The sequence below is a fragment of the Sagittula salina genome, from assembly GCF_017813235.1.
Taxonomy (GTDB): domain Bacteria; phylum Pseudomonadota; class Alphaproteobacteria; order Rhodobacterales; family Rhodobacteraceae; genus Sagittula; species Sagittula salina.
On sequence record NZ_JAGISH010000001.1, the window covers coordinates 389,428 to 405,982 of the forward strand.

The following is a 16,555-nucleotide window of genomic DNA, read 5'->3' on the forward strand; positions in this document are numbered from 1 at the left end:
GAGTGGCACAGATTCGGTCAGCTTTGGTCCGAGTGGTCATGGTAAACATTCTGTTGCATAACGAACGAAAGTGAGCAGCACCATGGTGAGTTCAAGCAAGATCCTTACCGTATCCTACGGAACCTTCTCTTGCACCGCCGAGGGTTTCGAGGATCCGCTTGCCGTGGTCAAGGAGACGACGCACTTCTTTCGGTCCGTGGTCAGCAATGACCGTTTCTTCGGTGCGGAACCGCCGCAGTTCGACGCCGATCTCGCCACCGAGATGATGCGCAATCACCTCGCCCGGACGCAGGGCGACGAGGGCAAGCTGACGCTGGGCACCGGCAAACCCAACGCCGCGTCGTCCGGTGCGCTGGCTGCCGCGCTTGCCGCCGGTCCGGGCCGCGCAGGCGAAAACACGATGGCCGGGGAGACCTCCGACCTCCTGCCCGATGACGATACGATCGAAGCGACTGCCATCGTCACAGAACGTCCCGTCGATCTGGACGCGGCCGGGAGCGTGGCAGACCTGACCGCGACTGACGCACCCGCGCGGACTGACGCACCCGCCGCACCCGCGCGGGCGGACTCTGCCCTGCCCGACGCTGCACGGCCTGAACCTGCGTCTGTACCTGATGCGGCATCGATGGGGGCTCAGCACGCCGCCGCTCGGGCCCCGGCCACCGATCCGAATTCGGCGGTTTCGACCGCCATCCCCGATCCGGCAGACCGCACGTCCGCCGTGGAGGACGTCGCGCCTGCTCCGCGACCCTCCAACCCGGATAGCGTTGCGGCCAAGCTCGACCGCATTCGCGCCGTTGTCGCAGCAAAGGCCATGGACACCCCCGCTGCGGCACAGACCCGCCCTGCTACCGCGACCTCTGTGGTTGCGATCGCCGCCACAGGCGAATCGCTTTTTGACAATGAGCCCGGTGACGAGGTGGACGACGAAGCTCTCTCCGCCCTCCTGGGCGAGCTTGAGGCCGGAGATACCGGGCACGGCTTCGAGCGTACCGCCGCGCAGGGCGCCTCGGTCGCCGAAGCCTTCAGCGACACCGCGCTTTCCGACAGCATCGCCAGCCTGATGGCCCGCGAGGACGCGCCGGAGGACGTCGCCGCCCCGGGCGATACAGCCCCGGATACGGCCCCGGATACGGCCATGGATAACGCCGTGGACGATCTCCTCGCAGCCTTTGACGAGACCGATGATGAAGACGACATAGCCGACGAGTTCTACGGTGAGGAGGGTGATGGCTTCGACGGCGTTGCCGAAGCGGCCTCCCCGCACACCGAAGCCGCGGTCGGGTCCGAGGACGATCACGAGGCGCACCCCGCCGCCGATGACAACATGTTCGCCGAGCCTGCCTATGCCGAAGACGCCGTGACCGGCAGCACCCCTTCGGTGGACGCGGAGACCGACGAAGACGGCTTCGGCGAACCCGAAACCGATCTGTCTCCGGAGCCCTCCGCCGCTCCCCGCGCCCGCGTGTTGAAAGTGAAGCGCGCCGACTTCCTGCGCGCAGTGGAACAAGGGCAGCTTGAGGAGTACGACGACGACGAGGAGGCAGACGCCGCGCAGACCGCCACCGCACCGCTGCCATTGGCTGACGAAAGCACGCTCTCGCCGGAGGAAGAGGAGGAACTCGCCCGCGAACTGGCTGCCGTGAAGGCGGAGCTGAGTGGCGAATTCGACTCCTGGGCCGACGAGGAGACAGGCGAACCGTGGTCCGCTTCCGAACCGCAGCCTGCCACCGCCCTTGCGGAGGAAGACGCCGACCACGACCGCAGCGATGCGGCCGAACAGCGGGAGACCGAAGACGCCCGCGCCCGCGCCATCGCGGACGGCTGGGGCGACCCGGACTCCTACCTTGACGACGACGAAGATTTCGACGACCTCGCAGACCCGATGCCGCTGCGCCTCGATAACCCGGTGGTACCCGCCCACACTGCCATGGCAAAGGACGACACGACCACTGCGCAGGACGACGGCGACGAGGACCTCCACGACGACCCGGTCGAGGCGATGATCCGCGATTCCGCCCGCAAGACGGTGAAGATGGCGAGCCCCGCCCGCGCCCTTCTGACGGAGCGCGAGGTCAAGGACGACGACACTTCGCGGCTGATGGACCAGACCGACACGGAAATGGACGAACCGGAGGGCAACCGCCGCCGTACCGCGATCGCCCACCTGCGCGCAGCCGTAGCCGCGACGAAGGCCGACCGCCTGCTGGGCCGGAAGGCCGACGCCGCCGAGGAACAGGAACCCTACCGCGAGGATCTCGCCAACGTGGTGCGCCCGCGCCGCCCCCAGGCCCCCGCCAGCGCGGCCCGCACGGAACGCCCGACCGCCGCCGCATCGCGCCCTGCCCCGCTCAAGCTGGTCGCCGCGCAGCGCGTGGCCAGCCCCACGCCGGCCCCGTCCGACCTGCCGCGCACCGTCCCGGTGCGTCCGCGACGCGTGCAGCGTATCGCCGACATTGCGCCGCGCGTCGCGACCCCGGTGGCTGTCGACCCCGCCATCGACGGCTTCGTTGCTTACGCAGAGCAGGTCGGTGCCAGCGAGCTGCCCGAACTTCTCGAAGCCGCCGCCGCCTACATGGCCTATGTCGAGGGCCGCGATCAGTTCTCGCGCCCGCAACTCATGTCGACCGTCCGCCTCGCGGAGGCGCAGGAATCCTCGCGCGAGGACCGACTGCGCAGCTTTGGCCAGCTCCTGCGCGAGGGCAAGATCAAGAAAACCGCCGGCGGCCGCTTCACCGCCTCCGAGCGCATCAGCTTCAAGCCTGACCGCGCCGCAGGCTGAAGCCCTGCCCACACAGACCACGGCAATTTGAACGAAAAAGGCGCCCCACGGGGCGCCTTTGCACATGGTCTTTCGAAAAGTCACACACCCCATGGGCCGGCGGGCGGGCGCCTTCCGGCGCAGCCGGAACAGTACCGTCCCGGCCCTGCGCCCCCCGCGTCTGAATGGAAAACGGCCCCCGCGGGAGCCGCCTCTCTCTCACTTCAGCCCGTCATCCTCGTAGCGGATCGGCTCTCCGTCCGGATCTGCCTGACCCACCCCCTTGAACACCGCCTTCAACGGCAGCATCCACAGCACGCCAAGTACGACGTAGACGATGAATTCCAGCCAGATCGGCGGCCGGTCGAACAGGCTCACCACCCAGATCGCCAGCCCGATGTAGAGCGGCAGCCCCACCACCAGCACCAGCAGCGACAGGGTCCGTCGCACTTTGTAGCTGAGCGCCATCGGATCAGTCCGCGAAGGGATCGGTGACGAGGATCGTGTCGTCACGCTCCGGCGAAGTCGACAGCAGCGCCACCGGGCAGCCGATCAGCTCTTCGACACGGCGTACGTATTTCACCGCCGCCCCCGGCAGGTCGGCCCAGGACCGCGCCCCTTCGGTCGATTCCGACCAGCCTTCCATTTCCTCATAGACAGGCACACAGCGCGCCTGCTCTTCCGAGGCGAAAGGCAGGTAGTCCAGCCGTTTGCCGTCCAGATCGTAGCCGACGCAGATCTTCAACGTCTCGAACCCATCCAGCACATCGAGCTTCGTCAATGAAATCCCGTTCACGCCGGAGGTCGCGCAGGTCTGCCGCACCAGCGCCGCGTCGAACCAGCCGCAGCGGCGCTTGCGCCCGGTGGTGGTGCCGAACTCATGGCCACGTTCGCCCAGCCGCTGGCCGTCCGCGTCGTCCAACTCGCTCGGAAACGGGCCTTCGCCAACGCGGGTCGTGTAGGCTTTCACGATTCCCAGAACGTAGTCGATGGCACCCGGCCCGATTCCGGTCCCCGTCGCTGCCTGACCCGCGATCACATTCGACGAGGTGACAAAGGGATAGGTGCCGAAATCAATATCCAGCAGTGCCCCCTGCGCGCCTTCGAAGAGGATACGCGAGCCCGCCTTGCGCTTTTCGTTCAGCATCTTCCAGACCGGCGCCGCGTAGGGCAGGATCTGCTCCGCGATCCCGCGCAGGGCTTCCAGAAGCGCCTCGCGGTCCACCGGCTCGATTCCCAGCCCCCGCCGCAGCGGGTCGTGGTGCTGCAACGCACGGTCCACCCGGGCCTCCAGCGTCGCCGCATCGGCCAGGTCCGCCACGCGAACGGCGCGCCGACCGACCTTGTCCTCGTACGCAGGTCCGATGCCGCGCCCAGTGGTGCCGATCTTGGTGCCCTTCGATGCAGCTTCTTCCCGCGCCCGGTCCAGTTCGCCGTGGATCGGCAGGATCAGCGGCGTGTTCTCCGCGATCATCAGCGTCTCGGGCGTGATCTCCACCCCCTGCGCCCGCACTGACTCGATCTCCTTGAGCAGGTGCCAGGGGTCCAAAACCACGCCGTTGCCGATCACCGACAGCTTGCCGCCGCGTACCACGCCCGAAGGCAGCGCGTGCAGCTTGTAGACCTTTCCGTCGATCACCAGCGTATGACCCGCGTTGTGTCCGCCCTGGAACCGGCAGACCACGTCGGCACGTTCCGACAGCCAGTCCACGATCTTGCCCTTGCCCTCGTCGCCCCACTGGGCGCCGACAACCACGACGTTTGCCATATCTCGAGTCCTTTCGGTGACCTCAAACCCGCGCCCGTATAAAGCCCCCGGCGCCCACGCGAAACCGCAAAATACTGGACAGCTCCGCGTCAAAGTCCCACCTAGGGGTCCAAACCCGAACGGAGTCCCTCATGTCCTTCCTGCTGCGCTGGCTCTTTGCCTTCCTTCTCCTTGCCGCGACCTGGAACCCTACGGTCTGGAACTGGACCCGCGCCGCGCAGGTCCATTGGAACGACGTGCCATCGATCATCACCCTGACCGGCCTGCTCCTCGTTGCGGGCTATGTCATCTACCTGCGCGCAACGGTGCGCTCTATCGGCCTTGGCGGCGCGGTCTTCATTCTGGCGTTCTTTGCCGCGCTCTTGTGGGTGGCGACGGATTTCGGGCTGATCTCGCTTACGGACCCGGGTTTATTGGCCTGGCTCGGCCTGTTCGCGGGCTCGCTGGTCTTGGGTATCGGCATGAGCTGGTCGATCATCCGCCGCGCCATCTCCGGCCAGGTCGATACCGACGACGTGGAGGAATAGCGCGCGGCACGTACGGGGCTGGCGCGCACTTTCCGCTACCGCCGGGGCGGGCCCCCTGCCCTCCCGCGCCTCCCGCTCCATTGCCGCCTTGCGTCTCCGGGCCGCATCCCCTAGACAGCGGCGGAATTAGCTCAGATCGTGCAGGTCCCATGCAGAACGTCGTCCTCATCATCCACCTTCTCCTCGCCCTCGGCCTGATCGGCGTCGTGCTGCTGCAGCGCAACGAAGGCGGCGGCCTCGGCATGGGTTCGGGCGGCGGCCCGGCGGGCGCACGCGCCCAGACGACACCGCTGGCCAAAGTGACCTGGGTACTGGCTGCAGGCTTCATCATCACCTCGATCACGCTGACGATCTTCGCGGCCGAAAACGCGGCGGGCACCTCGATCCTAGACCGTCTCTCACCCTCTGCAGAACCGGCATCGGACGCAGCCCCCACCACACCCGGCACGGAACTGAATGTCGACGACCTTCTGCCCCCGCCCGCAGCGGACGGCAGCAGCGCGCCCCTCACACCGAAGGCGGACTGAGGCGCGGTCGCGAGCCCGCTCAGAACCATCCGAAGGCGGCCCCCGAGGCCGCCTTTTTCATGTCCACCATCCCGCCGTAGGTCCCCGCCAGAACCACGACCGGCCCGCGCGCGAACCCGGCGCCCAGACGGATTGACCTGGCGTCATGAGCATTTCCCGCAATCGTGCCCTTGAAAATTTGCCGCGAATGGCCCGATGGTGAAGACCGCCATGGCGGCATGCCCCGGAGCCCGAACTGGACTTTCCGGCTCGAATCCGCTATTGCTCAAATCCCGTGTTGCAGCCGGTGACACATGCGGTACAAGCCGCCTGTCCGGCGGCGCGCTCGCCCGTTCCGGGCGATCAATACAGGCATAAGAACACGGGGTTCCCAGATGGCGCGATTCATCTTCATCACCGGCGGTGTGGTCTCTTCGCTTGGCAAAGGCCTCGCATCCGCAGCGCTCGGCGCGCTTCTTCAGGCACGCGGCTATTCCGTGCGGCTGCGCAAACTGGATCCCTACCTGAACGTCGATCCCGGCACCATGTCGCCCTTCGAGCACGGCGAGGTCTTCGTCACCGACGACGGCGCGGAAACCGACCTGGACCTCGGCCACTACGAACGCTTTACAGGCGTGCCCGCACGCAAGACCGACTCCATCTCCTCCGGCCGTATCTATACCAATGTGCTGGAAAAGGAGCGCCGCGGCGATTACCTCGGCAAGACGATCCAGGTGATCCCGCACGTCACTAATGAAATCAAGGACTTCATCTCTATCGGCGAGGATGAGGTCGACTTCATGCTCTGCGAAATCGGCGGCACCGTCGGCGACATCGAGGGCCTGCCCTTCTTCGAGGCGATCCGCCAGTTCTCCCAGGACAAGCCGCGCGGCCAATGCATCTTCATGCACCTGACCCTGCTGCCCTACATCAAGGCGAGCGGCGAGCTGAAGACCAAGCCGACCCAGCACTCCGTCAAGGAACTGCGCTCCATCGGCCTCGCGCCCGACATCCTTGTCTGCCGCTCCGAAGGCCCGATCCCCCAGAAGGAGCGCGAGAAGCTGGCGCTTTTCTGCAACGTCCGCCCCGACAGCGTGATCGCCGCGCAGGACCTCAAATCCATCTACGAGGCGCCCATCGCCTACCACCGCGAAGGCATGGACCAGGCGGTGCTCGACGCCTTCGGCATCCACCCCGCGCCGCGCCCCAACCTCGAAAAGTGGGAGGACGTCTCCGACCGCATCTTCAACCCCGAGGGCGACGTCACTGTCGCCATCGTCGGCAAGTACACGCAGCTCGAAGACGCCTACAAATCCATCGCCGAAGCGCTGACCCACGGCGGCATGTTCAACCGCGTCAAGGTCAACATCGAATGGGTGGACGCCGAACTCTTCGACCGCGAGGACCCCGGCCCCTACCTGGAAAAATACGACGCGATCCTCGTCCCCGGCGGCTTTGGCGAGCGCGGCACCGAAGGCAAGATCAAGGCCGCGCAATACGCCCGCGAGCACAAGATCCCCTACCTCGGCATCTGCCTCGGCATGCAGATGGCGGTGATCGAGGCCGCGCGCAATGTCGCCGGGCTGAAGAACGCCGGCTCCGAGGAATTCGACCACGAAGCCGGCGAAAAGCGGTTTGAACCCGTCGTTTACCACCTGAAGGAATGGGTGCAGGGCAACGAGAAGGTCAACCGCCGCCCCGACGACGCCAAGGGCGGCACCATGCGGCTGGGCGCCTATGACGCCGTGCTGAAGGAAGGCTCCCGCGTGGCAGGCATCTACGGCACGACCACCATCGACGAACGCCACCGCCACCGCTACGAGGTGGACATCAAGTACAAGGAACCGCTGGAGAAATGCGGCCTCACCTTCTCCGGCATGTCGCCCGACGGCAAGCTGCCGGAGATCGTCGAATGGCCCGACCACCCCTGGTTCATCGGCGTCCAGTTCCACCCCGAGCTGAAGTCGAAACCCTTTGACCCGCACCCGCTTTTCAGGGACTTTGTTCGGGCGGCGAAAGAGGTGTCGCGGTTGGTTTAATCCAAAAGTTTTCTTAACACCGAAGGAGCGCACAATGAATGTAATTGGCCATGTGTCTGCAAGCATTATATTGAGCGCTTCGCTCCCTGTCGCGGTATTTTCTCAAGAGAAAATCAATGAAGCGATCCCAACATTGAACTTCAATGTCCAGTTCAATGATGACGGAAGCGTGTCACTTTCCCCCAATGAGACAAGTTCCATGGCAACCGGAGAGACAGAGCTGCTTGGGGAGCCAGACATGCGAGTCGACCAAGGCGGCGCGTCGATGCACGTGAGTGCCTTCGATCAAATCCTAAATTCGATTGGGACAGGCGAATATAGTGACTATGTCGTGACAGGTGAAGACGGCCAAACGGCTGTGATTACCGTTCCGTCGAATGCATCTCCTGCTAATTGGACTAATCCAAATAATACCTTCGGTATCAGTCGAGTTGACGCAAACTTCCGTAGTCTTGGAATCTCTCAAGAGGCTCAAAAACAGGCTCAAGAATATCTCAGGCTCATGGCGCGTGCGGCCTACGACGAGTACTGTGGGACAAATGTTCGACCAAGCGAATTTACCGTCGAGGTAACCGTTGGGGCTAGCTTCATTGTCAACGGCTCGGCTAAAGTGTCAGCCAAGTTCATCAGCGCAGATATGTGCAAGTCCTAAAGCGCAGAAAGCGGTAGGGGGCGTGCTCGCATGCACCACGTAAACCTAAACCACCTAGCCGCGTCTGCGCCGACCCGCGGGGGTGAAGACCGGTCCGCGCAGCGGCAAACTGTCCAATGGACGGTTTGAGGTCGGAACGGGCGAAGCCCCGGGCGCTCTGACCACTGAACGGGTGCGCTTTATCCCGACACATCCGAAGGACCTCAGAGGCAACCCCCAGCCCAACCAAAGCGCCGCCCCGGCGTCATGCCGAAGGCATGCCTCCGCCATGACGCTGGCGCGGCGGCCTTGTCCCGCGCCCTGAGGGACCATGTTCAACCGCCCCAGGTCGGGAACGGAGTCTTCAGGTCGGAACGGTCCCCCGGACCGATTCCATTCGCCCCTCATCCTTCGGCCTTGTCCCGCTCCCGAGCGACAAATGCCCCGCCGAGCGGGATCGGCTCTGGAGAGACTTGCGCTCCGACCCCGCTCAACGAAGCTCCCCACCTACGGGAACCTCAGAAAATCCTCTCCCCACCGGACCGAGCGCCCATCCGCGTTCAGTCCGGTCCGCCGCATGCCGCGCGTGCATGGGTTGTGGACGGCATGTGTATCGGTTGCGCCTGTTGACAAACCCTCTGCGCGGCGCGGATCTGGGTGTTTCCGACAGCGCGAATGAAACCTCAGCCGCGCCAGACCTCACCGGTACGGGCATTGATCGTGTAGGCGATCTTCATCCGGTTCGCCGTGCAACTGACGTCGAAGACATCCTCGGCCCCGCCCGGCTTCATGCCCACGACGTCCTCGCAGACGAAGCCCACCGAAGTGATCATGTACGCGCCAAGGTTGTGCATGTCGGTACGTGTCAGAGACTGGACACCCCCTGCGGTGAAGCCCAGGATCATTGCGCCGCAGACCGTGATATCAATGAGCTTGCTTTGCATTTCTAGTGCCCTTCTTACCGTTTCCCTGTTTTTCACGGGCTATTAGGGCAAAATCTGGGCAGATCACCTGCGTCGCCGGCAACTTACGCGTTGCAAGAATATCGGGTCGTCCAGTCAACACCCGGCGCACCCTATGGCTTCAAGGCCACAGATCGTCCCGCGGGCTCCACAACCAATGGGAAAACTGCCTGCATTTCACATTCCAATGACGCATCACCCGTTGAAGGTCTTCGAATTGTGGTGAAAACCGCTTACGAATCAGGCCTGAAATGCGGCGGCTGCGGGGCATACTGCTGATTATCGAAGTGCCGCCTCATGCCCACCACGCCCACGGCCCCTCGGGGGCCTGGGGTCGATATGGCTCATCGCCGGCGAATTCGGTTTCTTTCCCGTCGGCGAAACCTTGGTGCGCTTATCCGCAATCAGGCTGAGTATCCCCACCCCCCTTCGGCTTCAACCCACAGGGTCGATCTCGGCGCGCTCGGGGGCGAATACTCAGGGACGGGTAAGTCGCTTCTGGCCATGCGGATGCGGCTCGCCACACGGTCGGCCGTCTGGCGAAGCCGCAGATCGAACCGGGCTTTCAGCGCCAGGAATAGCTGCGAGTATTTGTCGAGCCTTTGTATAGGCCTCTTCGATGCGCAGCGGGCCGTGCTCTTCGAGACCGTGGAGAAACGCCGGGAGCCCTGGTGCAGGACAGGCGTCCGCCGCAGGCAAAGCGCAAAAATATTGGCCGACCCTGCATTTTACGAAGCCAGCCAACACAGTTTGCCGCCCCTCTGACACAGATGCGCATCGCGCCTCTTGCCCCCCGCCGCATGCCGCCTTACCGATCATCCATGCTCAGTTATCAGCACATCTATCACGCCGGAAATCTGGCCGACGTCCACAAGCACGCAGCCCTTGCGTGGACGCTCAACTACCTGACGCAAAAGCCGAAACCGATCAGTTACCTGGAAACGCACGCTGGGCGGGCGCTCTATGACTTGTCCAGCACCGAGGCACTGAAGACTGGCGAGGCGAAACAGGGAGTTTCCAGACTTCTCAAGGCGTTACCCACCGACCACCCCTATCTTCGGGTGGTCGATTCCATCCGCAACACACATGGCCCCAATGCCTACCCCGGCTCTCCCCTGATCGCCCGCACCCTCCTGCGCGACAGCGACACCCTGCACCTCGCAGAGCTCCACCCGCAGGAGAATGCCGCCCTGCGCGCCAATCTGCGCGGCAGGAAAGTCCACGTCCATCAGCAGGATGGCTACGAGATGGCCATCTCCCTCGCGCCGCCCGAACCACGCCGCGGGATGCTGCTGATCGACCCCAGCTGGGAGGTCAAGGCCGACTACCAGACCCTGCCAAGGACCGTCGCCTCCATCGCCCGCAAATGGAATGTGGGGATCATCATGATCTGGTATCCGATCCTTACTGACGCCCCCCACACCCCCATGCTCGCGGCCCTTCAGCAGGCCCACCCGGAGGGCTTGCGCCACGAAGTCCGCTTCCCCCCCGCGCGCGAGGGACACCGCATGGTGGGGTCGGGCCTGTTCACCATAAACCCGCCATGGGGGCTGGAGGCGGAACTGCAACACCTCTCGAAAACCCTGTTTTCAAGCCTGAAATCCTGACCCGGCCACACTGTCTGCAAGGTATGATCGGGGCAAATCAGGCGGTAAAATCCATGTTCGAACGGCTCTCACACTTCTTCCATTCAAAGACGCCGGCCAGGGCGCCCTTGCCGCCCATGGACGCGAAATACGCGCTTGGCACGCTTCTGGTGCGGGTGGCGCAGGTCGATCACGCCTATCTGTTCGAGGAAATTGAGCAGATCGACCGTATCCTCGGGACGTGGAATGACATCAACCCGGTCGAGGCCGCCAAGATGCGCGCCACCTGCGAGCGCCTGTCGCAGGGTGCCGGCGACAGCGAGGCGCTGGCCGACCTGATCCGACAGCACGTCGATTATGCTCACCGGCTCGAGGCCGCGCAGGCGCTGTGGGCAGTGGCGCTGGCCGATGGCATCACCGACGACCGCGAAGAGGCTCTGGTCGACCTCATCGAAACCCACCTCGGCGTGGAGCCTGCGGATTCAGAGGAAGCCCGCGCCGCCGCCGTAATCCCCTGAGACGCAATACCGAATCGTGATGCTTGGCAGCGGGTCGGGAGGCGCTATAACCACCCCATGTTTGCAGATTTCCTCCGCCGCCTCACGGCGCCCGAACCCGATCCGATGGCCGACTCCGACGCGCGGCTGGCGCTGACCGCCCTGTTGGTACGGGTCGCCCGCGCCGATGGTGAGTACGCCCCCTCGGAGCAGGCCCGCATCGACCGCATCATTGCGACCCGATATGGCCTTTCGCCCACCACGACGGCCGATTTGCGCGCGCAGGCCGAAGACCTGGAGGCTCAGGCCCCCGATACCGTCCGCTTTACCCGCGCGATCAAGGATGCCGTTCCGTTCGAGGACCGAATCGCCGTGATCGAGGCGCTCTGGACCGTGGTCCTGGCCGATGCGGACCGCGACGAGCACGAAGATTCCCTGCTGCGGCTGGTCGCAAGTCTGCTGGGCATCAGCGACATGGACAGTGCACTGGCGCGCCAACGCGTTGAAACAACGGCATGATCGCAAGCCTTCCAATGTATTGGCGGGAGGAGAACGCCGACCTCTGGCGCGCGTTCTGGGCCCACGCTCAGACAGCCCACCCGGGCCTTCCCGACCCGACCCCGCCGGACCAGATCCCGGAGCCATGGACCGACCACTGGCTGCGGGAGGACCTGATCCTGTCGGCCACCTGTTCGCTGCCTTTTCGGTCCGTCCTGAAGGACCGCGTGACCTACGTCGGCACATTGGGCCATTCGGTCACGGACCAACCCGGCTACTATCTGTCGAAGGTGATCCGCCGGCCCGACGTCACGCATCCGGTAACCCTTGCCTACAGCGAACCGCTCTCGCATTCGGGCTGGGCGGTCACCCGCAACCATCCAGCTCTGGCCGAGGTAACACGAACCCTTGAAACCGGGTCACATGCGGCATCTCTGGCCGCCGTTGTGGAGGGGAGTGCCGATGTGGCCATGATCGATGCGATCACATGGCGGATCCTCGAACGCTTCGATCCGAACGCCGCGCGCGTCACTGTCGGCGGCGAAAGCACCGCATCGCCCGGCCATGCGCTCATCACCGCGAAGGGCAACGACCCTGCCCCGCTACGTGCGGCGATGGACCTCGCCTGTCGGACCTTCCGGGCCGAGGATCCGCAAAAGATGGGTGGGCCGCTGTCCTTTCACGTTCTGGACGAAACGCTCTATCATGCGTTGCCCATCCCGCCAGCACCGGGGGCCTGACCCGACGTCGACGCATGGAAAAATCGCCTGCCCTCTTGCATTGGCGGAGAAATTGCGCGTTTGATGCCCGAAATCTGGACAACCGATCAACCATTCGGAGGGCCCGTGACCGACACGCCGGTTATCGAAATCCGTAATCTTCACAAGGCGTATGGTCCCCTCGAAGTCCTCAGGGGTGTGGACATCAGCGCGCCCAAAGGCCACGTGATCTCGCTTATCGGGTCGTCGGGTTCGGGGAAATCGACGCTTCTGCGCTGTTGCAACCTGCTGGAGGACAGCCAGCAGGGCGAGATCGTCTTCAAGGGGGAACCGGTGATCTGGAAGGGCGAAGGTCACAACCGGCGCCCTTCCGACGCGAGACAGGTCCTGCGCATCCGCACCAACCTTTCCATGGTCTTTCAGCAGTTCAACCTGTGGGCACACATGACGATCCTTCAGAACGTCATGGAGGCACCGCTGACCGTCCTCAAACGCGACCGGGCCGAGGTCGAGGCCGCCGCACGCGGCTACCTCGACAAGGTCGGTATCGGCGACAAGTGCGACGCCTGGCCCGCGCAACTGTCGGGTGGTCAGCAACAGCGTGCCGCCATCGCCCGCGCGCTCTGCATGGAGCCCGAAGCGCTGTTGTTCGACGAACCGACCTCTGCGCTCGACCCCGAGCTGGAGCAGGAGGTGGTAAAGGTCATCAAGGCGCTGGCCGAGGAAGGCCGCACCATGATCATTGTGACGCACGACATGAAAATGGCGCATGATGTCAGCGACCACGTCGTGTTTCTGCATCAGGGTCAGATCGAGGAACAGGGCCCGCCGGACGTTCTGTTCGGCGCGCCGAAGTCGGAACGCCTGCAGGGCTTCCTGCGGTCGACCGTCCACGCATGAGGCGGCGCATCCCTGCGGGGAGCCGTCCAAAGGGCACAACGCCCATAAAACAGGGAGTAACAAGCATGAAGAACATCCTGATCGGAACCGCCGCTCTGGCGATGCTGGCCACAGCCGCGCTGGCCGAGAGCCACTCCGTCGTGCGCCTCGGTACGGAGGGCGCCTACCCTCCCTACAACTTCATCAACGACGCGGGCGAGGTCGACGGATTCGAGCGCGAACTGGGCGACGAACTGTGCAAGCGGGCCGAACTGACCTGCGAGTGGACCACCAACGACTGGGATTCGATCATCCCGAACCTGACGTCTGGTAACTACGACGCGATCATCGCGGGCATGTCGATCACCGACGAACGCAAGGACGTCATCGACTTCACCCAGAACTACACGCCCCCGTCGCCCTCCGCCTTTGCCGCCATGTCGGCGGACCTGGATCTCGAGTCGGCGGTGATCTCGGCGCAGACCGGCACCATCCAGGCCGCGCATGTCACGTCGATGGGCGGTGCCACACTGCTGGAGTTCGCCAACCCCGATGAAACCATCGCCGCGGTAAAGAACGGCGAAGCGGATGCCGTCATGGCCGACAAGGACTTCCTGATCCCGGTGGTCGAGGAATCCGGCGGCGACATGAGCTTTGTAGGCGAAGACGTCGCGCTTGGCGGCGGCATCGGGATGGGCTTCCGCAAGTCGGACCCCGAGCTGCGTGAAAAGTTCGACACGGCGATCCAGTCCATGAAGGACGATGGCACGCTCAATGCCCTGATCGTGAAGCACCTCGGCGAAGACAGCCCGAAGTTCTGATCCCCTGACACCGCACCCCGGCCGCCCCTTTGCGCGGCCGGGGTGTTTTTGTATTTCACGGCATCTGCCGTTTCGATGGAGGCAGCCATCCTCACCGCCTGTGCCGATCCGTCGACCCTTTCGGGTCTCAGCTGGCTCGTGTGCTACCTGACCACGGGCAAGCACATGGCGTTTTACGGCTCTTTCGGGACCGTGCTGCTGCTGCTGGCGGTGACCGCGCCGGTGGCGCTGGGGTTCGGCTTTGCCGCGGCCATGGCAGCCCGCTCGCGCATCTGGCCGCTGTCGTGGTTTGGACGGGGCTACATTGCGATCGTGCGCGGAGTGCCGGATATCGCCTTCTTCCTGTTCTTCGTGATCGCGCTGGATCAGTTCTTCGAATGGCTGCGGCACGAGGTAAAATGCCCCGACTGGGATCAGCCGGTCTGGCAGGGCAACGATTTCGTGGTCTGTTCGGCCGCCAAGTTGCCGCTGAACAATTCCGCCCAATGGGTCCACGAGGCCTACGGCTTCAGCCTCGCAGTGATCACCTTTGCCATCGTCTTCGGCGCCTTCGCGGCCAATGTGCTTTATGGCGCGATGCGGGCCGTGCCCCGCGCCCAGCTGGAGACCGCCGAGGCCTATGGCATGACCCAGCGCCAGACGTTCTGGCGCATCCTCGTGCCGCAGATGTGGGTCTACGCCCTGCCCGGCCTGTCGAACCTCTGGATGGTGCTGATAAAGGCCACACCGCTGCTGTTCCTTCTGGGTGTCGAGGATATCGTCTACTGGGCGCGCGAGCTGGGCGGGTCGAAGACTGCGAAGTTCACCGATTACCCGCACGGCGACTGGCGCATGTGGTACTTCCTGGCGTTGCTGGTCTTCTACCTCGCCTTTACCTGGGTGTCGGAAAAGGTCCTGAACCGGCTCATGGCGCGGCTCACCCACGGGCAGGCAACGGTGGGTGGCGAGGCCCAGCGCAAGACCGTGGGGAAGGCCGCATGAGGATTGTCGCCAAGGGGTCATGGCCCCCCGCGCTATCGCGCTCGCTCCGGAGGAATATGGGAATCAAGCAAGCAGGGGCGTTTCTATGAGCTGCTGGGACACCGTCCAGATGTACGCGCTGCGCTCGCTTGGCTACGGCGAACGGCTGCTGCCGCGTGACGATTTCACCATCTGTCAGCAGGTGACGCTGATCGGTTCCGGCATGATGTGGAATGTCTACTTCGGCGTGCTGGCACTGGCCGCGGGGTTCTTTCTTGCCACAGCGCTGGCGCTTGGAAAGGCATCTCCGCAGCTGTGGCTGAGGAAACCGGCGCAATGGTTCATTTTCGTCTTCCGGGGCTCGCCACTGTTTATCCAGTTCTTCTTCGCCTACTTCGCCTTCCTGTCGCTAAAGCAGCTCTCGCCGCTGTTCGATCCGTTTTCCTCCGCCTGGATGGGGGCGCTGGTGGTGCTGTTCCTGAACACCGCCGCCTACAGCGGGGAAATTTTCCATGGCGCTCTGATGTCGGTGCCGAAGGGCGATATGGAGGCCGCAGACGCCTATGGCTTCACCGGCTGGGCGCGGTTCCGCAAGATCACGTGGCCCACCATGCTGCGGCTGGCGTGGCCCGCCTACACCAATGAGGCGATCTTTCTTTTCCATGCGACCACGCTGGTATTTTTCTCCGGCTTCCCGGCACGGCAGCAGAAGGGCGACGCGCTCTATTACGCGAATTATTTTGCGGACAAGACCTTCAACCCCTTCATCCCCTACCCGATCCTCGCGGGTTATTTCATCCTTGTGACACTGGTCATCATTGGTGTCTTCGGGTTGGTGAACCGGCGACTGAACCGTCACCTGCCCGTTGCGCGCAAGATGCGGATGCGACTGCGGGCACCCCTGATGCGTTAAGCAGGGCGGGTGGTTCCAGCGAAGATTACTCCCTGAAGAGCCGCAATCTGCCAGTGCAAAAAATCCACGCTACCACCCGGCGGCGGATGCGGTCTTTTCGATAGGCGAGGACTTGGGCAAAGATCAACGTTGCGCCGAATCCTGGAAACAGAGATAGTTCCCCCATCCGTTAAAAGCCTTTCTCCCAACTGCCCAAACTATTTCACACGGACAGAACCATGGAATTCACTCTTCCGGTCATATTTTACGCAGCCCGGCTCGGCCTTATTGCCGCAGCTTACACAACCGTCAGCCATCATCCGGCGTATCAGGAAATGACACGTCCGGCCCGGCGCAGGCTTTGTTTCCTGGCCATCGCCATCGTTCTGCTCCCGCTCGAAGTGCTGGCAGCACTGGCTTACTTGTTACCTACCTGAGCAGGCAAGCCTTGCCATTCTGCCCTGCATCTCGTTATCTCTGAATTTGATCAAAAATCGATAACGAGGCCA

The 16,555-nt window shown here is 63.8% G+C and carries 17 protein-coding genes; 14 read left to right on the top strand and 3 right to left on the bottom strand.

What is annotated here, in order from left to right; translation table 11 throughout:
* Positions 1-82: 82 nt before the first annotated feature.
* Positions 83-2,782, top strand: coding sequence for a hypothetical protein (locus J5474_RS01750; RefSeq protein ID WP_209358718.1), 2,700 nt, complete (start codon positions 83-85; stop codon positions 2,780-2,782).
* A gap of 198 nt (positions 2,783-2,980) precedes the next feature.
* Here J5474_RS01750 and J5474_RS01755 read toward each other — a convergent pair whose 3' ends face one another.
* Complete coding sequence (locus J5474_RS01755; protein WP_209358720.1) at positions 2,981-3,229, bottom strand: DUF2842 domain-containing protein; 249 nt, start codon at positions 3,227-3,229, stop codon at positions 2,981-2,983.
* Positions 3,230-3,233: 4 nt separating this feature from the next.
* Positions 3,234-4,529: an adenylosuccinate synthase gene (locus J5474_RS01760; protein WP_209358723.1), complete on the bottom strand. Its 1,296-nt coding sequence runs from the start codon at positions 4,527-4,529 to the stop codon at positions 3,234-3,236.
* Between the two features lie 131 nt (positions 4,530-4,660).
* On the opposite strand from J5474_RS01760, the gene J5474_RS01765 reads away from it, so the two are divergent.
* From J5474_RS01765 to J5474_RS01780, 4 genes are all read left to right on the top strand, one after another.
* Positions 4,661-5,056 (top strand): DUF6524 family protein, encoded by a 396-nt coding sequence (locus J5474_RS01765; protein WP_209358725.1) that lies wholly within the window; start codon positions 4,661-4,663, stop codon positions 5,054-5,056.
* Positions 5,057-5,205: 149 nt separating this feature from the next.
* A complete protein-coding gene (gene secG / locus J5474_RS01770; protein ID WP_209358726.1) occupies positions 5,206-5,583 on the top strand; it encodes a preprotein translocase subunit SecG in 378 nt (125 codons plus the stop codon).
* Positions 5,584-5,957: 374 nt separating this feature from the next.
* Entirely contained in the window at positions 5,958-7,601 is a 1,644-nt protein-coding gene (locus J5474_RS01775) for a CTP synthase (RefSeq protein ID WP_209358728.1), read from the top strand.
* Positions 7,602-7,635: 34 nt separating this feature from the next.
* Positions 7,636-8,253: a hypothetical protein gene (locus J5474_RS01780; RefSeq protein ID WP_209358730.1), complete on the top strand. Its 618-nt coding sequence runs from the start codon at positions 7,636-7,638 to the stop codon at positions 8,251-8,253.
* A gap of 662 nt (positions 8,254-8,915) precedes the next feature.
* On the opposite strand, the gene J5474_RS01785 is transcribed toward J5474_RS01780, so the two are convergent.
* Positions 8,916-9,176 (bottom strand): hypothetical protein, encoded by a 261-nt coding sequence (locus tag J5474_RS01785; RefSeq protein ID WP_209358732.1) that lies wholly within the window; start codon positions 9,174-9,176, stop codon positions 8,916-8,918.
* A gap of 839 nt (positions 9,177-10,015) precedes the next feature.
* Between J5474_RS01785 and J5474_RS01790 the strand changes: the two genes are divergently transcribed.
* The 9 genes from J5474_RS01790 (at position 10,016) to J5474_RS01830 (ending at position 16,483) form a co-directional block, all read left to right on the top strand.
* Positions 10,016-10,801: a 23S rRNA (adenine(2030)-N(6))-methyltransferase RlmJ gene (locus J5474_RS01790; RefSeq protein WP_209358734.1), complete on the top strand. Its 786-nt coding sequence runs from the start codon at positions 10,016-10,018 to the stop codon at positions 10,799-10,801.
* 53 nt (positions 10,802-10,854) lie between these two features.
* Positions 10,855-11,298: a tellurite resistance TerB family protein gene (locus J5474_RS01795; RefSeq protein WP_209358736.1), complete on the top strand. Its 444-nt coding sequence runs from the start codon at positions 10,855-10,857 to the stop codon at positions 11,296-11,298.
* A 57-nt stretch (positions 11,299-11,355) separates the two neighbouring features.
* Positions 11,356-11,796: a tellurite resistance TerB family protein gene (locus tag J5474_RS01800; protein ID WP_209358738.1), complete on the top strand. Its 441-nt coding sequence runs from the start codon at positions 11,356-11,358 to the stop codon at positions 11,794-11,796.
* Positions 11,793-12,515, top strand: coding sequence for a PhnD/SsuA/transferrin family substrate-binding protein (locus tag J5474_RS01805; RefSeq protein WP_209358740.1), 723 nt, complete (start codon positions 11,793-11,795; stop codon positions 12,513-12,515). Before J5474_RS01800 ends, J5474_RS01805 begins: the two co-directional genes overlap by 4 nt.
* A 63-nt stretch (positions 12,516-12,578) precedes the next feature.
* Positions 12,579-13,394, top strand: a complete 816-nt coding sequence (locus tag J5474_RS01810) for an ABC transporter ATP-binding protein (RefSeq protein WP_209358742.1) — start codon at positions 12,579-12,581, stop codon at positions 13,392-13,394.
* Between the two features lie 65 nt (positions 13,395-13,459).
* Entirely contained in the window at positions 13,460-14,194 is a 735-nt protein-coding gene (locus tag J5474_RS01815; RefSeq protein ID WP_209358744.1) for a transporter substrate-binding domain-containing protein, read from the top strand.
* Between the two features lie 75 nt (positions 14,195-14,269).
* Positions 14,270-15,175: an ABC transporter permease gene (locus J5474_RS01820; RefSeq protein ID WP_245216210.1), complete on the top strand. Its 906-nt coding sequence runs from the start codon at positions 14,270-14,272 to the stop codon at positions 15,173-15,175.
* 85 nt (positions 15,176-15,260) lie between these two features.
* Entirely contained in the window at positions 15,261-16,067 is an 807-nt protein-coding gene (locus tag J5474_RS01825; protein ID WP_209358745.1) for an ABC transporter permease, read from the top strand.
* 218 nt (positions 16,068-16,285) lie between these two features.
* The gene (locus J5474_RS01830; RefSeq protein ID WP_209358748.1) at positions 16,286-16,483 is read left to right on the top strand and encodes a hypothetical protein; all 198 of its coding nucleotides are present in this window, start codon (positions 16,286-16,288) and stop codon (positions 16,481-16,483) included.
* The last annotated feature ends 72 nt before the right edge of the window (positions 16,484-16,555 follow it).